This is a genomic window from Novosphingobium sp., assembly GCF_049240505.1.
GTDB lineage: Bacteria > Pseudomonadota > Alphaproteobacteria > Sphingomonadales > Sphingomonadaceae > Novosphingobium.
Genome location: NZ_JBMLSM010000060.1, coordinates 1 through 17,797, shown reverse-complemented (window position 1 = coordinate 17,797; position 17,797 = coordinate 1). Strand labels below are relative to the sequence as shown.

The 17,797-nt window shown below is 61.5% G+C and carries 22 protein-coding genes; 11 read left to right on the top strand and 11 right to left on the bottom strand.

Going from position 1 to position 17,797, the window contains the following annotated elements:
* Positions 1-102: 102 nt before the first annotated feature.
* The 6 genes from ACOVQ0_RS05150 to ACOVQ0_RS05125 all read left to right on the top strand — a co-directional run bounded on the left by ACOVQ0_RS05150 (position 103) and on the right by ACOVQ0_RS05125 (position 4,125).
* On the top strand, positions 103-1,560 hold the full coding sequence (locus ACOVQ0_RS05150; RefSeq protein ID WP_421881017.1) for a leucyl aminopeptidase: 1,458 nt from the start codon (positions 103-105) through the stop codon (positions 1,558-1,560).
* Between the two features lie 123 nt (positions 1,561-1,683).
* Positions 1,684-1,836, top strand: a complete 153-nt coding sequence (locus ACOVQ0_RS05145) for a DUF2256 domain-containing protein (protein WP_421881014.1) — start codon at positions 1,684-1,686, stop codon at positions 1,834-1,836.
* The gene (locus ACOVQ0_RS05140; RefSeq protein ID WP_421881011.1) at positions 1,836-2,267 is read left to right on the top strand and encodes a DNA polymerase III subunit chi; all 432 of its coding nucleotides are present in this window, start codon (positions 1,836-1,838) and stop codon (positions 2,265-2,267) included. Before ACOVQ0_RS05145 ends, ACOVQ0_RS05140 begins: the two co-directional genes overlap by 1 nt.
* A 258-nt stretch (positions 2,268-2,525) precedes the next feature.
* Positions 2,526-3,431 (top strand): LysR family transcriptional regulator, encoded by a 906-nt coding sequence (locus ACOVQ0_RS05135; RefSeq protein ID WP_421881008.1) that lies wholly within the window; start codon positions 2,526-2,528, stop codon positions 3,429-3,431.
* A 59-nt stretch (positions 3,432-3,490) separates the two neighbouring features.
* Positions 3,491-3,787, top strand: a complete 297-nt coding sequence (locus ACOVQ0_RS05130) for a nucleotidyltransferase family protein (RefSeq protein WP_421881005.1) — start codon at positions 3,491-3,493, stop codon at positions 3,785-3,787.
* A complete protein-coding gene (locus ACOVQ0_RS05125; protein WP_421881002.1) occupies positions 3,787-4,125 on the top strand; it encodes a DUF86 domain-containing protein in 339 nt (112 codons plus the stop codon). The genes ACOVQ0_RS05130 and ACOVQ0_RS05125 overlap by 1 nt, the downstream gene beginning before the upstream one ends.
* Before the next feature lie 3 nt (positions 4,126-4,128).
* On the opposite strand, the gene ACOVQ0_RS05120 is transcribed toward ACOVQ0_RS05125, so the two are convergent.
* Both ACOVQ0_RS05120 and ACOVQ0_RS05115 read right to left on the bottom strand, forming a co-directional pair.
* Positions 4,129-4,605, bottom strand: a complete 477-nt coding sequence (locus ACOVQ0_RS05120; RefSeq protein ID WP_421880999.1) for a PaaI family thioesterase — start codon at positions 4,603-4,605, stop codon at positions 4,129-4,131.
* A 42-nt stretch (positions 4,606-4,647) separates the two neighbouring features.
* Positions 4,648-5,625, bottom strand: a complete 978-nt coding sequence (locus tag ACOVQ0_RS05115) for an NAD(P)/FAD-dependent oxidoreductase (protein WP_421880996.1) — start codon at positions 5,623-5,625, stop codon at positions 4,648-4,650.
* 111 nt (positions 5,626-5,736) lie between these two features.
* Between ACOVQ0_RS05115 and ACOVQ0_RS05110 the strand changes: the two genes are divergently transcribed.
* Positions 5,737-6,327: a PAS domain-containing protein gene (locus ACOVQ0_RS05110; protein ID WP_421880994.1), complete on the top strand. Its 591-nt coding sequence runs from the start codon at positions 5,737-5,739 to the stop codon at positions 6,325-6,327.
* A gap of 12 nt (positions 6,328-6,339) precedes the next feature.
* Here the strand turns inward: ACOVQ0_RS05110 and ACOVQ0_RS05105 are convergent, their stop codons facing one another.
* The 5 genes from ACOVQ0_RS05105 to ACOVQ0_RS05085 form a co-directional block, all read right to left on the bottom strand.
* Positions 6,340-7,173 carry a sensor histidine kinase gene (locus ACOVQ0_RS05105; protein ID WP_421880991.1) on the bottom strand — a complete coding sequence of 278 codons (834 nt, stop codon included), beginning with the start codon at positions 7,171-7,173 and terminating at the stop codon, positions 6,340-6,342.
* A gap of 406 nt (positions 7,174-7,579) precedes the next feature.
* Positions 7,580-8,089: a MarR family transcriptional regulator gene (locus tag ACOVQ0_RS05100; RefSeq protein WP_421880988.1), complete on the bottom strand. Its 510-nt coding sequence runs from the start codon at positions 8,087-8,089 to the stop codon at positions 7,580-7,582.
* Between the two features lie 178 nt (positions 8,090-8,267).
* Complete coding sequence (locus ACOVQ0_RS05095; protein WP_421880985.1) at positions 8,268-8,795, bottom strand: hypothetical protein; 528 nt, start codon at positions 8,793-8,795, stop codon at positions 8,268-8,270.
* Entirely contained in the window at positions 8,758-9,150 is a 393-nt protein-coding gene (locus ACOVQ0_RS05090) for a hypothetical protein (protein WP_421880982.1), read from the bottom strand. The genes ACOVQ0_RS05095 and ACOVQ0_RS05090 overlap by 38 nt, the downstream gene beginning before the upstream one ends.
* Positions 9,151-9,346: 196 nt before the next feature.
* Entirely contained in the window at positions 9,347-10,045 is a 699-nt protein-coding gene (locus tag ACOVQ0_RS05085; protein ID WP_421880979.1) for a helix-turn-helix transcriptional regulator, read from the bottom strand.
* 180 nt (positions 10,046-10,225) lie between these two features.
* On the opposite strand from ACOVQ0_RS05085, the gene ACOVQ0_RS05080 reads away from it, so the two are divergent.
* From ACOVQ0_RS05080 to ACOVQ0_RS05070, 3 genes are read left to right on the top strand one after another with little or no spacing between them, the layout of a single operon-like run.
* A complete protein-coding gene (locus ACOVQ0_RS05080; RefSeq protein ID WP_421880976.1) occupies positions 10,226-11,845 on the top strand; it encodes a sensor histidine kinase in 1,620 nt (539 codons plus the stop codon).
* Entirely contained in the window at positions 11,842-12,468 is a 627-nt protein-coding gene (locus ACOVQ0_RS05075; RefSeq protein ID WP_421880973.1) for a response regulator, read from the top strand. Before ACOVQ0_RS05080 ends, ACOVQ0_RS05075 begins: the two co-directional genes overlap by 4 nt.
* A 36-nt stretch (positions 12,469-12,504) precedes the next feature.
* Positions 12,505-12,873: a Rap1a/Tai family immunity protein gene (locus tag ACOVQ0_RS05070; RefSeq protein WP_421880970.1), complete on the top strand. Its 369-nt coding sequence runs from the start codon at positions 12,505-12,507 to the stop codon at positions 12,871-12,873.
* Here ACOVQ0_RS05070 and ACOVQ0_RS05065 read toward each other — a convergent pair.
* Entirely contained in the window at positions 12,870-13,712 is an 843-nt protein-coding gene (locus ACOVQ0_RS05065) for a class III extradiol dioxygenase family protein (protein WP_421880966.1), read from the bottom strand. The genes ACOVQ0_RS05070 and ACOVQ0_RS05065 overlap by 4 nt on opposite strands.
* Positions 13,712-14,110, bottom strand: coding sequence for a protocatechuate 4,5-dioxygenase subunit alpha (locus ACOVQ0_RS05060; protein WP_421880963.1), 399 nt, complete (start codon positions 14,108-14,110; stop codon positions 13,712-13,714). The genes ACOVQ0_RS05065 and ACOVQ0_RS05060 overlap by 1 nt, the downstream gene beginning before the upstream one ends.
* Positions 14,111-14,378: 268 nt before the next feature.
* Here ACOVQ0_RS05060 and ACOVQ0_RS05055 point away from each other — a divergent pair, with 268 nt between their 5' ends.
* Positions 14,379-14,747 carry a hypothetical protein gene (locus ACOVQ0_RS05055; RefSeq protein WP_421880959.1) on the top strand — a complete coding sequence of 123 codons (369 nt, stop codon included), beginning with the start codon at positions 14,379-14,381 and terminating at the stop codon, positions 14,745-14,747.
* A gap of 116 nt (positions 14,748-14,863) precedes the next feature.
* Here the strand turns inward: ACOVQ0_RS05055 and ACOVQ0_RS05050 are convergent, their stop codons facing one another.
* Positions 14,864-15,481, bottom strand: a complete 618-nt coding sequence (locus tag ACOVQ0_RS05050) for a hypothetical protein (protein ID WP_421880956.1) — start codon at positions 15,479-15,481, stop codon at positions 14,864-14,866.
* A gap of 527 nt (positions 15,482-16,008) precedes the next feature.
* On the bottom strand, positions 16,009-17,797 hold a 1,789-nt coding region (locus ACOVQ0_RS05045; protein WP_421880952.1), incomplete at its 5' end, for a TonB-dependent receptor domain-containing protein.

The following is a 17,797-nucleotide window of genomic DNA, read 5'->3' as shown; positions in this document are numbered from 1 at the left end:
GCTTGCCTATCGCACCAGTGCACCCTAACTGCAATTCCACAATTTCCGCTTCCCGCCCTGCTTGCGCCGAAGCGTGACGTGCAATCCGTTCAGGAGTTCCCGATGAAGGTCGTTTTCCGCACAGCTGATGCTCCCATGCCACGCCTTGTCGCCCGCCTCGTGGCGCAAGATGCACTGCCGTCCGATCTCGATGCGGTCGTGCGCGAAGGCGCGGGCGCGGCGCGCTTTTCCGGCAAGGCTGGCCAGACCTTCGAAGCCTTCGTCGCGGGTGAAGGCGGCGTAAAACGCCTCGCACTGGCCGGAATCGGCAAGGCCGACGCTGATGACCGCGCCGCCAATCTCGAAAAGGCAGGCGCCGCGCTCACCGCAAAGTATCTCACGTCGGGCGAGTCCGCGCTTGCCATCGATTTCACCGGTTCGGATCTTTCCGGCGCACAAGCCGCCTCGGTCCTGTTCGGCGCGCGTCTGCGCGGCTGGCGGCACGATGTTTATCGTACCAAGCTGACGGATGAACAGAAGCCTTCGCTGGCCGAAATCGTTGCCGTGAACGCCCCTGAAGGCACCGCAGCAGCGTGGGAAATCGAATCGGCTCTGGCCGAAGGCATCGAATTTACCCGCGAACTGGTCGCCGAACCCGCGAACGTGATCTACCCTGAAAGCTTCGTGAAACGTGCCAAGGCCCGCCTCGAAGGCACCGGCGTCGAAATTCTCGTCCTCGGCCTCAAGGAAATGACTGACCTCGGCATGGGCGCGCTGCTCGGCGTGGCGCAAGGGTCGGTGCGCGAGCCCAAGTTGCTCGCCATGCGCTGGAAGGGCGCAGATGCGGACAAGCCCACCGCCTTCGTAGGCAAGGGCGTGACGTTCGATACCGGCGGTATCTCGATCAAGCCTGCCGCTGGCATGGAAGACATGAAGTGGGACATGGGCGGCGCAGGCGCAGTTGCAGGCACCATGCTCGCGCTGGCAAAGCGCAAGGCCAAGGCTGATGTGATCGGCGTCTGCGGCCTTGTTGAAAACATGCCCGATGGCAACGCCCAGCGCCCCGGCGATGTCGTCACCTCCATGTCGGGCCAGACGGTCGAAGTCATCAACACCGACGCCGAAGGCCGCCTCGTGCTGTGCGATGCACTCACATGGGTGCAGAAAACCTATGCGCCCGCGACGGTCATCGATCTCGCCACGCTCACCGGCGCGATCATCATCTCGCTCGGCAACGAATATGGCGGCATGTTCACCAATGACGATGCGCTGGCCGCCAAGCTCGATACCGCCGGAAAGACCAGCGGTGATCGCCTGTGGCGCTTCCCGCTCGGCCCCGCTTACGACAAGCTGATCGACAGCCCGATTGCCGACATGAAGAACGTCGGCCCCCGCTATGGCGGGTCGATCACCGCCGCGCAGTTCCTGCAGCGCTATATCGACAAGGGCGTGGCCTGGGCGCACCTCGACATCGCGGGCATGGTCTGGGCCGACAAGCCCGGCCAGACTTGGGACAAGGGCGCAACCGGCTATGGCGTGCGCCTGCTCGACCAGTACGTCCGCACGGTGCTTGAGGCCTGATGAGCCATGTTTTCGTCATTGCGAGCCCTGCGCAGCAGGGTGAAGCAATCCAGAGCGGTTCGCCCGTGACTCTGGATTGCTTCGTCAGCTTCGCTTCCTCGCAATGACGAAGGCTGGTCGCTAATGCCCAAGATGCGGCGCAAGTCTGACCTACCCAGCAAGACTTGCGCCGCCTGCGGGCTGCCGTTCACATGGCGCAAGAAGTGGGAGCGGGATTGGGACAACGTGAAGTTCTGTTCCGACCGCTGCCGGAGCGGGAAGGGAAAAGTCGCCTGATGCGCGTCGATTTCTACCAGTTGACCAATGACCCCGCCGAACAGGTGCTGCCCCTGATCGCCCGCAACACGCTCGCGGCGGGCGAACGCCTGCTGGTCGTCTCCGAAGACGCAAGCCAACTGCAGCGCGTCAGCGAAGCGCTGTGGACGCGCCTGCCCGAAACCTTCCTCGCGAATGGCCACGTCAGCGAACCCCACGCCGCGCGCCAGCCCATCCTGCTTTCCGCCGAACCCGAACCCGCTAACGGGGCAAAGTTCCTCGCGTTGGCCGACGGCATATGGCGCGAAGGCAGTTTCGAGCGCGTCTTCCTGCTCTTCCCGCCCGCAAGGATTGACGACGCACGCGGCTGCTGGCGAATGCTCGGCACCCGCGCAGGCGTGGAACGCCGCTACTGGCGGCAGGAACAGGGCAAGTGGAAGGAAGGGCCGTGATTCTGAATTGTTGAGGGCGTCTAAAATTCGGCCCTCAGCTTGCTTTCTCCCACGTCGTCACCCTGAGCTTGTCTCAGGGTCCATTTCTCCGCAAGAGCGGCGGGCTGATCGGCAAAATGGATCCTGAACCAAGTTCAGGATGACGAAGAGTTTGGTGGCACGGTTAGCTTGTTCCGCTCAAGCCAACCTTCACAATTCACCAAAGTTCTGCTCTATCCCCAAAATCAATCACACTCTGATTGATCGGAGCAAATTTCCATGCGTTTCAAAGGCCTCGATCTCAACCTGCTGGTGGTCTTCGAAGCGCTGATGGAAACCCGCAGCGTCACCCGAGCGGCAGAACGCATCGGGTTGACCCAGCCTGCCACCAGTGCTGCCCTGCGCCGTCTGCGCGATTACTTTCATGACGATATCGTCGTCGCCGTGGGCAAGCGGATGCACCCCACGCCTTTCGCCGAAGGCCTCTATCCGCAAATCCAGCAGGCGCTGCGCGGGGTGGAACGGGCCATCACCACGCCCACCGCGTTCGATCCGGCCACCTCGACGCGCCGTTTCCGCATCATCGGTTCGGATTACATCATGGTCGCCGTGCTGGTCCCCCTGATCGAACGCTTCGCCCGCACGGCCCCCGGCGTTCGCGTGGAAATCGTCCAGCCCAACGAACATTCCGCCGCCGATCTCGAATCCGGCAAGGCAGACCTGCTGGTAACGCCCGAACCCTTTCTGGCGGCGGGGCATCCGCACGAACTCCTGTTCGTCGAAGAACAGGTGGTCGTAGGATGGGCCGAAAACCCGATTTTCGCGCACGGCCTGACAGAGGACGATTTCTACGCCGCAGGGCACGTTACCGTTGCCTTCGGGGCAAACCGGACACCGGGCTTTGCCGATTCCACCCTTGCGCGCATGGGGCGTGAACGGCTGGTTGAAGTCACCGTGTCCAGCTTCGCTTCAGCCCCGTGGTTCATCGAAGGCACCCGGCGCCTTGCGGTCCTTCACGAACGCCTGGTCCGCCAGATCGCCCGCCGCTTCAACCTCGCCACGGCACCCATGCCTTTCGAATTTCCGACGATGCTCGAAATGATCCAGTTCCACCAATCCCGCGCCGACGATGCAGGCCTGACATGGCTACGCCAGCAAATGCGCGAAATTGCCGAGGCGGCTTAGGCAATGGTCGCAGCGGTTGGCGAATTGCCTCTCAAATCCCGCTGGTGCATACTGTCGCCATGAACAGGACCGAAGCGATTGCTCGATTGAAGCCGTTTGAATGCCGTCTGCGCGCACGGGGCATCAACGCGCTTTATCTGTTCGGATCGACGGCGCGGGACGAGGCTGGGGAAGCTTCGGATCTTGATCTGCTTTATGAATACGATCCGTTGCGGAAGTTCAGCCTGTTCGATCAGGCCGGAGCCATGCTGGAACTGTCAGACGGACTGGGCGCCAAAGTTGATCTGGTGTCTCGCATCGGTCTGCGCCCGCGTCTGCGTTCGCGTATCGAGGGCGAGATGGTTCGGATTTTCTGATGGCAGGGCTGCACGATACGCTGGACGATCTGGCGCTGTTGATCGCGCGGGCAGAAAGATCGGTGCAGGGTAGAACCTTCGAAGACCTCTTGGCGAATGACGAAGCTTACGATGCCCTGACGTATCGTCTCGCCATGATCGGCGAAACCAGCAAGAAACTGCCGCCCGAGGTCAAAGATCGTCATCCTCACTTGCCGTGGCGAGAAATGGCGACCTTCCGCAATTTCGCAAGTCACGATTATTTTGGCGTGGATGCCCATCTGGTTTGGCAGGCAGCGGCGGGTTTGGAACCGATCAAGGCAATGGTTTGCGAAGAAATGGAACGGTGCTCGAAGTAGCTCTCAATGGGAAGTCCGCTTCGCGCGCTTGATCGTTCCTGAAAAGCTCAGCACCGCTTCCTCGCGCCCATCCGCGCCCACGCGCAGGATGGTGCCGCGTGCGAAGACCAGACTGCCGCCTGCGCGCACGCATTCGCCGCGTGCGGTCAACAGGTCACTGGCCTGTGCGCCGCTCACGAACTCGCAGTTCATCGTCACGGTTACACCGTGCACTTCATCGCCGCCTGATGCCGCGACCATGAACAGCGAAAAGTCGGCGAAGGTCATCAGCGATCCGCCGTGCACGATGCCATGACCGTTCAGGTTCTTGGTTTCCGGGCGAAAGCCCGTAACGATGCCGCGCTCATCGCGTTTCACGAAAAACGGGCCGGTACCGTCCTCGAACGGGTCTTTGCCCGACCATTTCCACCAGCCGGCCCAAGGCCCCTCGGCCACCATTTCGAATCCGCCCCTGATCGGAGCCTCGTCTGAAGCGCTCATGACCGCCGTTTTAAGCGCACAGTTGAACCGCTGTCGAGAGCTTCAGGCAACTTCGCGCTGCGCCTGCGCCATCATCTGCGTGGCCAGTGTACGCCCCGAAATCCACGCATTCTCCACGCGCGGGCCAAGCAGCCAGTCGCCGCAGATGCCGATCTTCGATGTATCGCTCCACAATGCGCCAAGATCGCTGCCGGTCGACATGGCATAGCGCCAGCGATGCGCCGCCACGATCATCGGCGCTGGCAGATCAATGCCCAGCGCATCGGTGAGTGCCTCCAGCAACACATCGGCAACCGCTGCGGCATCGTTATCGATATGCTGGCTGGACCAACACGGGCTGGCCTGCACCACCCACGTTTCCGGGCCGTGCCGCCCCGGCTTGGCGCTGTTGCGCGCCGCCCAGCCGATCAAGCCCGCTTCGCGCACGGCATCCGTGGTGCAGGCCAGCCGTTCTGCAAAGGCGAACATGCCCGTCCAGCACGGTTGCGAACGGGCCGCCAGCGCGGTCGATGCCAGCGAAAGGTCATGCAGCGCCACGATTGCTGCGGTCTGTTCCGGGGGAATCGCAATGACCACCGCGTCGAATGGCCCGACTTCGGCAAGCGCCCCTCCGGCGGTTTCGCCCGCAAGATGCCACGCGCCACCGCGCCGCACCAGCCCGCGCACATGCCTGCCGAAGGTCACGTCGTGCTGATCGGCCATGTCCTTGATAACCGCGTTCATTGTCGGCACGCCAACCCACGCCCCGGTGCCTGCCGCGGGCCAGGGCGCGGCCACGCCGCTGGCCGACCAGCACGCAACTTGCGCCATGAACGCCGGATCACGCACGGTAAAATACTGCGCGCCATGATCGAACTGCGCCTCTCCCAGCGGCGTGGCCATGCGCCGCGTTGACATCCGTCCGCCGGGTCCGCGCCCCTTGTCGAACAGCGAAACCTTGTGCCCTGCGCGAACAAGCTGCGCGGCGCACGAAAGACCGGCCATCCCTGCGCCAACAATGGCAACATGCAATTTCATCATCGTGTCCGGCTTGAAGTAGGTTCCGACCCGTTGCGCCCCGCTCCTGCTCCGAACAACACGGACCAAAGGGCACGGATTGGAAACCGCCTGCGACGTGCGTATATATGCCGCATGTCCATATCCGAGATGATCGCCTCCAGTCCGACGGCCGCCGTCATCAGCAATCCGCGCCTGCCGGACAATCCGATCATCGCGTGCAACGATGCCTTCGTCGACCTTACCGGCTACCCACGTGACGAGATCATTGGCCGCAACTGCCGCTTCCTGCGCGGCTCCGGGACCGAGGACGACAAGGCCCGCATCCTGCGCGATGGCATCTTCCGCAAGCAGCCGGTCATGGTGGAGATCGTCAACTACAAGAAGGACGGCACCCGCTTCCGCAACGCGGTGATGGTCGCGCCGATTTTCGATGCCGCCGGTGAACTCGAATATTTCCTCGGCAGTCAGGTCGAAATTACGGAAGATCAGGGGCAGGCCAACGACGCCCGCCGCAACGATGCCGCCGCCCGCGTCGAACGCCTGAGCCGCCGCCAGAAGGAGATCCTCGTCCTCATGGCTGCCGGGAAGCTCAACAAGCAGATTGCCTACGAACTGTCTCTCAGCGAACGCACGGTCAAGATGCACCGCTCCGCCGTGCTCAAGGGGCTGGACGTAAAGACCAGCGCAGACGCCATTCGCGTGGCCATCGAAGCCGGTTTCTAGACGGGAAGAGGCTTATGCGGGAAGAGGACCCGCGCCCTCGATCTTGAATTCGCACCACACGCCCGTCGGATCAAAGTTCAGGTCGACGCCTTCCAGCCCCGGTTGCGGCATCAGCAGCCGCGTGCCCAGCCCTTCGCGTGCCGGCGTGGAGACGGGCGGTCCGTCCTTTTCAGCCCACAGCACATAAAGCGTCGTTCCGTCCGGGCCGATGAACCACGTCAGGCTCACGCGCCCGCGTTCGTTCGACAAGGCTCCATGCTTGACCGCGTTGGTACATAGCTCGTGCAGGGCCATGATCAGCGGAATGCAACTTGCGCCAGGCAACATGCAAGGCTCGCCCGAAATCTGGATGCGGCCATTGCGGTCGAAGGGGGCCAACGTCTGTTGGGCAAGCTGTGGTAACCGCCCCTCTGCCTCCGCGCCGATCTGCAACAGGTCGCTCGCTGCGGCGAGACCCTCGATCCGCTGGCTGAATTCCTTGAAGAAGTCCATCGGCGACGCCGCTTTCGGCCCGCGTGAGGCGAGCGCCTGAATCAGCGTGAGCATGTTGCGCACGCGATGGCGCAATTCGCGATTGTAGTGCGCCTGCTGCTGGTTCACCAATGCCAGCGCCCGCACCGATCGGCGCAGCAGCGTGCCAGCCGTCACGATCATCGCTGCTGACATGGCAAAAAGGCCGAAAAAGACGACCCGCGCCGTATTCACGTCCCGGAACCATGCACCCCCGCCAAATAGCCGCTGTGAAACCATCGCCGCCAGCAGCGCGAATATTGCAGCATAGCGCAACCGAAGGGTCAGCGATGCGAATACCAGACTTGGCCAGAATGTAAGAAACGGGAGGCCCATTTCGCCTCGGTCAAAGAACGCACGGAGGGCAACAGGAACGATCAGCAGCCCTGCGATCCAGACAATAGACTCCAATGGCGAGCGGTCACGCTCAACCAGCAATTGCAGGAACCTTGTGTTCGATTGCCCGTCTCGACCTGTCACTGCGCCCCCAAATGCGCGGATCTAAATGATATTTTAGTTATGTCCGCTTTGGACTGTATAAGCGATAAGTTACTCTGAACAAACGGAATGTGCGAACAATTGTAATCATATCTGCAAGGAATCTTGTCCTTGTCAACCTCGGTCAGCCGGGCGGGGGGTGCAATTCCGCCCGGCCTTCCGGGGAACTCGTAAACTATTCCAGCACAATACCTTCCAACGCAAATCGCGTTCCCGGCATTGTGAACTGGTGAGGAAATTAACCTTAAATTGTGCGTTGCGACGATGCAAAACTGTCGCTGAGCGCGCTGACCGACTGGCCGAGCACTTCCAGCGTCTTGTCCATCGCAGCCAGTCCCTGATCACTAAGGCGGACAAACGTGCGGCGGCCATCGCGGCCATCGCGGCCATCGTCCTCGCGCTCGACCAGCCCGCGTGCCTCAAGAATGCGCAACCAGCGTAGCGCCGTGGTGGGCGGAACATGTGCCCCGATGCAGGCGCTTGTCGTGGGCACACGCCGATCCTCACGCGCGGCGACATAGAGATCGAGCAGGATGTCCCAGGTCGGCTCACCAAACAGGTCAGCCGGCAGCGCCTTATGACGGCGGCGGCGTATCGCATAGGTTTCGCGTGCGATCGCGGTGTGGCGGCGGATCGTTTCTGCATCGAGCAGTTCCGGCACGATCGCGGGTTCTACAAGCCGCGCATGGCTGCGACGGCTGCTGGTTGACGGATCGATGCTGGTGATCGTGGCACGCATGGAACGGACGGTCATTGGAGTGCTCCCCACAATAAAGGACGTGCGTATGTCGGTTCGCAGACGCGCAGGCGCCTGCCGAACATTTCGGCGGTGGTGGATTGGCTTCATTGACCTTCCCCAAGGTCCAGCATGAAGCCGGGCGGCAATGTTTCAGGCCAAAGACCTGAATTCAGCAGTTCATATGGTCATCAGCTCAGGTCAGGCGCCAGGCGTGATAACGGCCAAGCCGCTCCGTCCGACGAATGTGTGCGATGGTCCCCGTAAGAAGGGCCACGGTCTGTATGATCACCGGCAGTTGCGTCATCGCGAAGTAACCAAACCGCACCAGCGAAAGTTCGGTCAGCTTGGCCGCGTGGGCAACCATCAGGATGAGTTGGGCTGCACAGGCCCACATGGGCCAGCCACGGTTCGCCCGTAGCGCGACCCAAAGGAGGGCGATCAGCGTCCAGCTATCGATTACCAGATGTCCGGGATTCAGCGCGAAGAACGCCGGATCGCCAAACAGGGCATGGTTCACGAAATCGGCAATTGTCGCGGTGAGCAGGATTCCAGCCACCAGCCGTTCCGGTTCTTCTCCCTTGTGAAAGGCCAGAAACAGAACGGCGGCGCTCAAAATCCGGTAGGACCAGATCAGTTCCATCATGGCGCACCGGTTGCAGTGTATCGCATCGATCGGTCGCAGTTCAGGCGGCGCGAACCAGTGCGAAAGTCTGGCCGGCATCACCGGCAGAACCGGCCGGCGGGCAATCGTCGGCATAGCCCGAACCCAGTTCGCGGCCTACATCGGCCAGCTTGCCGTGAACGCGGGCCAGTTCGCCGCTGGCATCCAGCATCGCCTTCTGGCTGGCAGCCAGACGCAGCAGCGCTTCCTGCCCAGTGAACGGGCCGACAGAGGCTTCGCGGCGTGCGCGCACCATTGTGGCCAGCAGGTTTGCCTGGCGGATCAGCGCTTCATCCAGCGCGGCTTCGGCTTCATGCAGGTCGCGGGTAATGCGCAGGCCATGCACGGTTACGGCGTTGGAAGTGCTGCCCGCAGCGGCAGCGGTCTTGGCGAAGTTGGCGTTGATGGTCTTCATGGTAGCTCCCACCTGCCGATCTTGCGACGCGACAGGCCCCTGTGGCAAAGGATGGCGGCGCCCCCGCGCCGGTCATCCGGTTCATGGACGGAGATGCTTTCCGGGGCTGCCAATCAGCTCCTTCGGCCGACCTTCACGGTCATGCCTCGGACCTGAGCATGAAAGATCCTGCGCCTGATCGACCTGTTCAGGTCGATCAGCGATCGAGTATGGTGGAAAGCTGCGCGAACATGCTCAACCCTCCCAGCACGATCAGGATCATGAACACCGTCAAACCGCCAATATAACCCAGCCGCATGAGGGTGCCGTTCGGCCCATCGAACATCTCCGGAAGAACGCGGTGGTAGGCGATTTCATCTCCCCCATCCGTCGCAAAAAGCTCTGGTCGGGGTTCGGCACGTTTTCCGCTTTCGATCCCGAACGCTTCCAGCGATGGCAGCGTGCGAAGCGGAACCCGTGCCGGAGATTGATCGCTCTCCGTGTCTTCCTGCAGTGCTGATGCACCAGGAAGTGGGGGGAATCCTACATGGGAATGTTCATATACGGGTTGTTCGTATGTCTCCACCAGCCGCCTGTAGGCCTGCGCCACTTCTCCGCGCGTGCCCACACCCAGCTTGGATCGCGCAAACATGATGCGCTGATCCACGGTATGCGGCGAGATTCCGAGGATTCGCGAAATCTCTTTGGATGTCTTGTGCTGAATCAACAGGTCGAGCACGTCCCGCTGCTTGGCGGTCAGCTCTACCAGTGGGTTTTCAAACAGCTCACCGACCACTGTCATAATTTTAGTGCACCCTAGGCAGTCTTTACCCGGTTCAAAGGGTAAATGAACAACGCTTGCATGATGCCCGAGAAACCCTGAATTTCCAATGGCACTTTCGTTAACCGGTGTCATCTTGGGCCATTCTGTTTCAACGTGGCACTTTTCATGACGTCATAGCAGCCTGAAAGCCAGCCAGCCGCTATTCAGAAGTCTCGTATTGCGGCAGAAAGCGCTTGCGACATCGGCAGATAGGAGCCGAATCGGGGAAAGCGCTTGAACCGGAAGACAAGAAGACACAATGCCGGGCGGGTCGTGGCGACCGGTCGTGCCTTGCTGGCGCTTTCCTTCCTGCTTGTACTCTGGCTCGAACGGCATGAACCGTCACGCACCCAAGGCATCAGCCTGCTTGCGTTGAGCGCCTATTTGTCATGGGCTGCAGCGCTGATGGTCATGGCCTGGCGCAGCTGGTGGTTCGACTATCGCCTTGCGCCCATCGCTCAGGGTGTTGATATCATCGTGTTCCTCGGCGCCGTCTACTTGACGGAAAGCCACTTCACGGAATTTCAAAGTCCGTTCTTGGGGCTCGCGGCCTTTCTGTTGATCGCAGCGATGGTCCGGTGGAACTGGCGGGCAACCGCGATCACTGCGGGCGCGTTGCTGATTGCCAATATGATGTTCGGTCTGGTTCTCTACCGCATCGGCGTCGATATTGATCTTTTCCGGTTTTTCCGCCGCATAGTCTATGTGATTCTGCTGTCTGCCATGCTGGTGTGGCTCAGCATGTCGCGTGGGTCCGGGCGCGTCATTTCCATGCCCGAACCGCCCGGCATTCCGGGGGAGCGGCGAGAGGTCGTGTTCGATCGCGCCTTGGCCTTCGTCACATCACTCCTGACCGCACGTAGTGCGATTTTTGCCTTTGCCGGCAGTGAAGAGCCGTGGATCGAAGTCCGCCAGATCGGCCCTGAAGGCCTGACTTCGCGCAGGCTCGATCCTGAAGACGTTGCCGACGAACTGCTCGATCTGCATCGCACGGCGCTGTTCAGTTGCAGCAAGCAGCGTGAATTGGCCGAAACCGATGACGATGGCGTTCTCATCGCAAGGGTCGGTCCTTCGGCTGGCGGTGCGTGCCCTTCGCTGGCACGCCAGTTCGATATCGATGAAGGGATCGCCGTGCCGGTCAGTTGCGCCGCCGGTTCGGGGCAGATCATCGTGTGGAATGTCGAAAGCCTTTGCTTCGATGACATCAGATTGCTGTCTGCCTTTGGGGAAGAGATCGGCCACGCGCTTGATCGCGAAGAAATGTCTCGTCTGGCACGGGTCGAGGTTGAAACAGGGGTTCGCCAGGCGGTGGCCCGTGATCTTCACGATAGCGTCGCCCAGTTCCTTGCCGGAACACTGTTCCGGCTGGAAGCGCTGCGGCGATGGGTCCGCGAGGGTAACGACGCCGATGGAGAGATAGATTCGATCAAGAACGCTTTGCGCCGCGAACAAACGCAGCTTCGCCTTCTCATCGAACGGCTGCGGCGCGGACAGGAAGGTGAACGCCGCGTCGAAATCGGCGACGAACTGCGTGCCCTGCTGCGCGAGGCTGGGATGCATTGGGATATCGCTACGGAATTGGCGCAACCGCCGGAGCCCTTGCCTGTTTCGGTGCAACTCAGCCACGAAATCCGTCAGCTGGTACGCGAGGCGATTGCCAACGCGGCCCGCCACGGCAAATGCCGCAAGGTGGTGGTCGGCATCGCGCAGGAAGACGGGCAGTTGCAGCTCGATATCCGTGACGATGGCATAGGCTTTTCCGAATTTGCGGCTGCCCGAAGGCCGCGTTCGATCAGCGAGCGGGTTGACGCTCTGGGCGGACAGTTCCACCTACGCGAGACAGAGCGGGGTGCTCATCTGGAAATCACCCTGAAATCAGGAGAAATCGCATGATCCCCGTCCTCGTCGCCGATGATCACGGCTTCATCCGCGCCGGTGTCGAAGCGGTCTTGCGTGGCACGCGGTTCTCCATCGTCGCGGCCACTGCCAGCGGCGAGGAAACGCTCGATGCGATCAAGACGCACGATCCGGCAATCGTGCTGCTCGATATCAACATGCCCGGCATGAACGGTGTACAGGCGCTCGAAGCCTTGCGTGAACGCGGCGATATGCGACCTGTGGTTCTGCTGACCGCCGGAATCAATGATCGTCAACTGATCTCCGTCATGCGCGCAGGCGTTGAGGGCATCGTCTCGAAGGACGGTGCCGAAGACGGGTTGATCGAAGTGCTCGAAAAGGTCCATGCTGGCGAAAAGGCGATCGGACCCGATTTTCTCCAGCGCGCGCTCGATCTTTCGCTCAGGCCCAGCGTGCAGGGACCGCTGTCAAAGCTGAACCCGCGCGAACGCAAGATCACCTCGCTCGTCGCGCGCGGGATGCGCAATCGCGATATCGGGGCGGAACTCGGCATCGGTGAAGGCACGGTGAAGGTGTATCTCCACACCATCTACCAGAAGCTTGGTATCGATAATCGCACCGAACTTGCCCTGATGGCCGTTAATGAACAGGATGGGTGAGGGATCAAGCTGGCGGGGTCGGGCGTTAGCCATGCCATGATCGCCCGCCACCTGCCTTTCGCGCTTCTCCTCCTCGCCGCCACGCCCGCCCACGCCGAATGGATGAGCGGGCAGCAACTCCACGAAACCTGCACTGCCTCCGCCCCGGTCGACCGCGCAATGTGCGTTTCTTACGTCATGGGCGTGCTCGATGGCTTCCGCGATCTTGATCGCCCGCCCAGGACACCGCTCGATACCAGCGCAGGGCAGGTCCGGGATGTCGTCGTCCGCTATCTCGACGAACACCCCGAAAAGCGCACCCTCCAAGGCCGCCAGATCGTGCGCGCAGCCATCGTTGCGGAATGGCCCAAGCTTCAGCCTGCTACGCCGAAGCCCAAGCCCAAACCCCGCAAGAAACGCCGTTAGGCAGGTTCCAGCAGCACGCTCGCCGCTGCCGTATTGCTGATCGGGATGTGGTAGTTCCGGCTCACCTCGGTCATCGCCACATCGCCCATCGCCCCGCGCGCGGCGATCCAGTTGAGAATCTCCACCCCTTGCGTCCCCGCCAGCTCGGCCACCTGCTCGGCCGAATGCCCGGTCAGCGCATCGGGATTGGCGGCGAGGTTATCCAGACAGAACATATCGTAGTCCGGGTTCATGAACCCCGCCCGCGGCCCGTCCAGCTGGTGAGAAAGCCCGCCCGTGCCGCAGATCAGCACGCGCTCGTCGCCGCCCCAGTTCATCAGCGCCCGGTGCACCGCACGCCCCAGCGCCAGGCAGCGCTTCGGGCTGGGGAGGGGATATTGCACCGTGTTGATCGAGATCGGCACCAGCTTGATCGGCCAGCTTTCCACGCCCGGATAGACCAGCTCGAACGGGATCGACACCGCATGGTCCACCAGCATCTTCTGGCAGGTGGTGATATCGAACTCGTCGCGCACCAGCGCATCGATCACGTGCCACGAAAGCGCCGGATGCCCCGCAAAGCTCTTGTAGACCGGCAGCCCCCAGCCTTCGTCCGCATTGTCATACTGCGGCGCGGCCCCCACCGCAAAGGTCGGCATCGTGTCGAGGAAGAAGTTCAGCCCGTGATCGTTGGAAAACACCACCGCCACATCGGGCTTCGCCTCGGCCAGCCACTGCTGGATCGGCGGATAGCCTGCGAAGAACGGCTTCCAGTAGGGCGTCTCCTGATCCCCGCGCATGATCGCGCCGCCGATGCCCGGCACGTGGCTGGTGAAATAGCCCCCGATGATCTTCGCCATCACACGTTCTCCTTCACGCGCGCGCTTACGGGAATCTCATCCGCCCAGCGCACCAGCATCGCCTTGAATTCGTCGACCGACATGCCCGTCTGCAGCGCGCCCAGGTCCTGCACGCCAAGGCCGAAGATCCCCGCCAGCTTGGCGAGGTAATAGACGTTGCCCCCCGCATCGAGCATCGCCAGCACATCGCGCCGCGCCACCGCATCGCGCTGCTCCGCGCTCAGGCCGAACTTCGCGCAATAGGCGTCCTCGTCGGCCAGAAAGGCCTCGCGATTGGCCTTCTCGTTGAAGGAAAAGCACATGGCGTTCAGCGCAAAGCCGCGCGTCGCCAACCCGCCATCGAACAGCGGAATCGCGCGCCTGCGCTCATTATCGTCGCTCACAGGATCAAATGACATCAAATCGCCCTCCCAAAAGGCTCAGCGAGGGCCATTTGTATGCAACACATACAATCCCGCATTGACGCAGATCAAAAAAGCGCCGCGCGCTGCACCAGCAGCCGCGCGCCCAAAATCCCCCCTCCTGTCTACGGGAGGGGCCGGCGGAGGGGCCGGGGGAGGGCATGTTCCCCCAAGCCCCAACCCCCAAAAACAACCGCCTTCGTTAACACCCCGTAGGTAACGTAACGGAATTTCCCCAACGCCAGCAAAGGCGTAAGCCCCACCCATGCCGCTCTCCAACGCCGAACGTCAGCGCCGCTATCGCCAGCGCCTCAGGGCCAAGGCCGCTGGTGCCAACGTGGTGGAGCAAGCCCGCATTGCAGTGGAGCGGGCCGTCCTCGCGCTATGGGCTTATCACGAAAGGCCCGGTCCCGGCGGCGTCCAGTGGTGCAATATCGATGGCTGCCACACGCTCGACCAGTACCGGTCAGAGCTGGAACGCTCCCCCGCCAATCTCATCCAGGCCTGCCGCGCCTTCTTCCCCGGCTTCGAAGGCCTCACACCTGATGAGGCCCGCACCGTGGCCGACGTCATAGAAATCGCCGACGCCCTGCGCCTCGCCACCCCCACATCCATCCACATCCCTGACGCCTGAAACGCAACCCGCTCACCCTGAGCATTGTGCTTCGACAAGCTCAGCACGAGCGGACCTTGTAACGCCCCTCCTGAAACGCTCCCCTTGGTAACGCCCCCTTTATAATCCCAACCCGCTCATGCTGAGCCTGTCGAAGCATCATCCTGAACCTGCGGAAGGGCCTGAGCCTGCCCCAGCGCCCGGCTCGCCAGAACTTCATCCCGCATAGCCAGCAACCGCGCGTGCAGCGATTCGCGCACCTCCTCGGTCCGCGCCATGTCCTCAGCCTCCCGCTCCGCCGCCCACTTGGCTTTCAGCGCCTCATAAACCGGATGCCCCTCGCGCAAATCCGCCAGCTTCACCGCACCATACTTTTCAGGACGCCGCCCGCGCAGCAGGAACATCAGCAGCCCCGTATTATGATGCGTCCACGTCGCCACCACTTTCCCGCGCGAGACGACCGGCCGCACTTCCCCCGCAATCGCCCGCTCCAGCGCGCAATCCTCCAGCCGCGAATACCCCCGCTCCACCGCCGCATCCCAAGCCGCCGCAAAGCCTTCCGCCCCGCTGCGATGCCGAAGCTTGTACAGCGCCTCCACCGAAGCCCCGATGGAGAGCGCCGCCTGAGAGACAATCCCCGTCGCCGCCAGCGTGGCAATAAACCGCCGCTGCTTCTCCGGCGTGATCGAATTGCGCCGAGGCGCCACATGCACAAACGGCACAAAGTCGAGCGCCGCATCCTCCACCAAATCCACCCGCCGAACCCGAGAAGTCCGCTTATCCAATCCCTCCCCAGCCTGTTCCCGCGAAGGCGGGGAGGGAGGGGGACCGCCCTCGTAGGGGGTGGTGGAGGGGGCAGGAGGCGGCGCCCCAGGTATATCCCCAATGTCTCGCTCGCCCCAAGCCTGCCGAACGGGCACCTGCGGATTGCTCCGCTCATCCTTAACCTGTCGATCAACCATCCGCTGCATTTAACCCATATGGTAAAATGTAGGAAAGCTAAAAACGGACTGAGGTCTGGGAAGGCAAGAAAATGCGAAGGCCCTCGCCCTCGCGCTCGCAGAACTGGTCGTTCAGCAGCAGGTATTTAATTGTCTGCTCAGGCTGAAGGCTGCCACGGGAATAATTTGGCTAGAGTCAGAGGATTGCCATTGGATTCGGAACTGCAACGGGGAAATGTCCCTTTGGCACTAAGTAGATCTCGCCATTTAAGTAATTGGCTTACTTCAGTTTATATCCATAAAGGAAAAGGCCCCATGTTGACATGGGGCCTCTATATTGGTCAGAACTTGTAACCCACTCTGACGCCATATGTCCGCGGGGCTTCGAGTGTAAACGAGGTGACGTTTCCGGCCCCTGCCTGATAAGTTGATCGCAGCGTTTCGTTGGTGAAGTTGCGAACGAACAGCAGGATCGTGGCGGGGAAATGTTCCGGTTCGATCGACAGCGAAGCGTCGAGCGTCCAGTCATCACCGCTGTGACCGGTGGGCAGGTAATTGAAGCCCAGTTCACGATCGGTGCGATAACGTGCGCCAAATGATCCAACCAGATCCACTTCGCCAACCTCTACTGTCTGGTCGATGCCGAAGTTCAAGGTCCACTTGGGCGAGAACAGCGCACGCTTGCCCGAGCAATCGACGTTGAACGAGCGGGTAGGCGTGGTCACCTGCTGGAACGAGCAGCCCGTCAGCGGAGTCTGGAAGTTCAGTGGATCGGTCGGCTGCGAAGTATCGACCTGATTGTACTTGAAGTCGGTGTAGATGGCATCGAGATACTGGATATTGGCGCGCAGACGGGTCGTGGGCGTCGCCAGCGCCTTCATGTCCAGTTCCACGCCCTTGATGCGCGAAGCACCAAGGTTCTGCACGACGAAAGAGTTCCGCCCTTCGCCATCTACGCCCAGCGCGCCAAGCTGCTGGTCCTTGTACTTCCAGTAGAACGCTTCCAGATTGAGCTGGAGGCGGTTGTCGAAGAAGGTGTTTTTCGAACCGATGGTCCAGGCCTTGATATATTCGGGCTTGTATGTCTCCCGCCCGATGGCAAGGTTGAAGCCGCCTGCGCGGAAGCCGGTTTCGTAGCTGGCATAAAGCAGGTTGTTCGGTGTCAGATCATACTCGGCAGCAAGGCGGTAGGTGACTTCGCCGTCCGAGGCTTTCCCGGAAACAGTGCGCGGAATAATCGAATAAAGCGCGCCCGGTGCGCCGTTCACAAACGGTCCGTAGGGGTAGGTTGTGGCGACGGTCGTCCCGCCGAACGGCTTTGCAGCAGGAAACAGAGCCGGGTCGAGCTGCGCCACTGACTCAGCAAGGGTAAGAGCGGCGGGGATGTTTGGCACCTGCGGGCACTGGTTGGGCACACGGCGACATATCGCCGTCACGGTATCGATTTTGCCATCGATCTCACGATTTTCGTGGGTGTAGCGGATGCCGCCAACCAGACGGAACGCATCCGTGACGTTATACGTCAGGCGTGAGAAAACCGCCTTGGATTTGATCTGGCTCTCATAGGCGTTGAAGTTGGCGGTGGCGAACTGGTTGAACGCGTTCTGGCCGCTTACCTTTTCATCGAACAGGTAGCCGCCGAGCAGCCAATCGAGATTGCCGATCGCGCCGGAAAGGCGGGCTTCAAGGCTGTACTGCTTGGCCAGATCGTTCTGGATCGCAGCCTTGAACGGAGGGCCATTGAACTGGTCGTCGACATCGGCACGGCGGAAGGCCGGGATCACCACCAGCTTGGCAGCACCAAGATCGACGTTGATTTCCGCGCTGGTGTTGAAGAATTTGTCGTTCCGATAAGGATAGGCGTAATCCACCATCGGCGAGAACAGGGGCCCGGCCGAGGCGTTGTTCTTGATGAAGTCCAGCGTGGCAGGCGTATGCAACCCGGTGAACGGCGCAGACACATTATCCGGCGCGGGAACGAATGTGCGATTGGCGATCGTTGCAGTCGGCGAGAATGGCGTGAAGCGATACACGCCATCGATGTTGTTGCCCGAACCGGTCCCTTTCTGGGTGGAATAATCGGCAGAGAGGCGCACGTTGATCGTGTCGCTCAGCTCAGCGTAAAGTTGT

Excerpts from the sequence above, each read along its gene's own strand:
- ACOVQ0_RS05150 (WP_421881017.1), top strand. The coding sequence starts at position 103 with ATGAAGGTCGTTTTCCGCACAGCTGATGCTCCCATGCCACGCCTTGTC.
- ACOVQ0_RS05145 (WP_421881014.1), top strand. The coding sequence starts at position 1,684 with ATGCCCAAGATGCGGCGCAAGTCTGACCTACCCAGCAAGACTTGCGCC.
- ACOVQ0_RS05140 (WP_421881011.1), top strand. The coding sequence starts at position 1,836 with ATGCGCGTCGATTTCTACCAGTTGACCAATGACCCCGCCGAACAGGTG.
- ACOVQ0_RS05135 (WP_421881008.1), top strand. The coding sequence starts at position 2,526 with ATGCGTTTCAAAGGCCTCGATCTCAACCTGCTGGTGGTCTTCGAAGCG.
- ACOVQ0_RS05130 (WP_421881005.1), top strand. The coding sequence starts at position 3,491 with ATGAACAGGACCGAAGCGATTGCTCGATTGAAGCCGTTTGAATGCCGT.
- ACOVQ0_RS05125 (WP_421881002.1), top strand. The coding sequence starts at position 3,787 with ATGGCAGGGCTGCACGATACGCTGGACGATCTGGCGCTGTTGATCGCG.
- ACOVQ0_RS05120 (WP_421880999.1), bottom strand. The coding sequence starts at position 4,605 with ATGAGCGCTTCAGACGAGGCTCCGATCAGGGGCGGATTCGAAATGGTG.
- ACOVQ0_RS05115 (WP_421880996.1), bottom strand. The coding sequence starts at position 5,625 with ATGATGAAATTGCATGTTGCCATTGTTGGCGCAGGGATGGCCGGTCTT.
- ACOVQ0_RS05110 (WP_421880994.1), top strand. The coding sequence starts at position 5,737 with ATGTCCATATCCGAGATGATCGCCTCCAGTCCGACGGCCGCCGTCATC.
- ACOVQ0_RS05105 (WP_421880991.1), bottom strand. The coding sequence starts at position 7,173 with ATGGGCCTCCCGTTTCTTACATTCTGGCCAAGTCTGGTATTCGCATCG.
- ACOVQ0_RS05100 (WP_421880988.1), bottom strand. The coding sequence starts at position 8,089 with ATGACCGTCCGTTCCATGCGTGCCACGATCACCAGCATCGATCCGTCA.
- ACOVQ0_RS05095 (WP_421880985.1), bottom strand. The coding sequence starts at position 8,795 with ATGCCGGCCAGACTTTCGCACTGGTTCGCGCCGCCTGAACTGCGACCG.
- ACOVQ0_RS05090 (WP_421880982.1), bottom strand. The coding sequence starts at position 9,150 with ATGAAGACCATCAACGCCAACTTCGCCAAGACCGCTGCCGCTGCGGGC.
- ACOVQ0_RS05085 (WP_421880979.1), bottom strand. The coding sequence starts at position 10,045 with ATGACACCGGTTAACGAAAGTGCCATTGGAAATTCAGGGTTTCTCGGG.
- ACOVQ0_RS05075 (WP_421880973.1), top strand. The coding sequence starts at position 11,842 with ATGATCCCCGTCCTCGTCGCCGATGATCACGGCTTCATCCGCGCCGGT.
- ACOVQ0_RS05070 (WP_421880970.1), top strand. The coding sequence starts at position 12,505 with ATGATCGCCCGCCACCTGCCTTTCGCGCTTCTCCTCCTCGCCGCCACG.
- ACOVQ0_RS05065 (WP_421880966.1), bottom strand. The coding sequence starts at position 13,712 with ATGGCGAAGATCATCGGGGGCTATTTCACCAGCCACGTGCCGGGCATC.
- ACOVQ0_RS05060 (WP_421880963.1), bottom strand. The coding sequence starts at position 14,110 with ATGTCATTTGATCCTGTGAGCGACGATAATGAGCGCAGGCGCGCGATT.
- ACOVQ0_RS05055 (WP_421880959.1), top strand. The coding sequence starts at position 14,379 with ATGCCGCTCTCCAACGCCGAACGTCAGCGCCGCTATCGCCAGCGCCTC.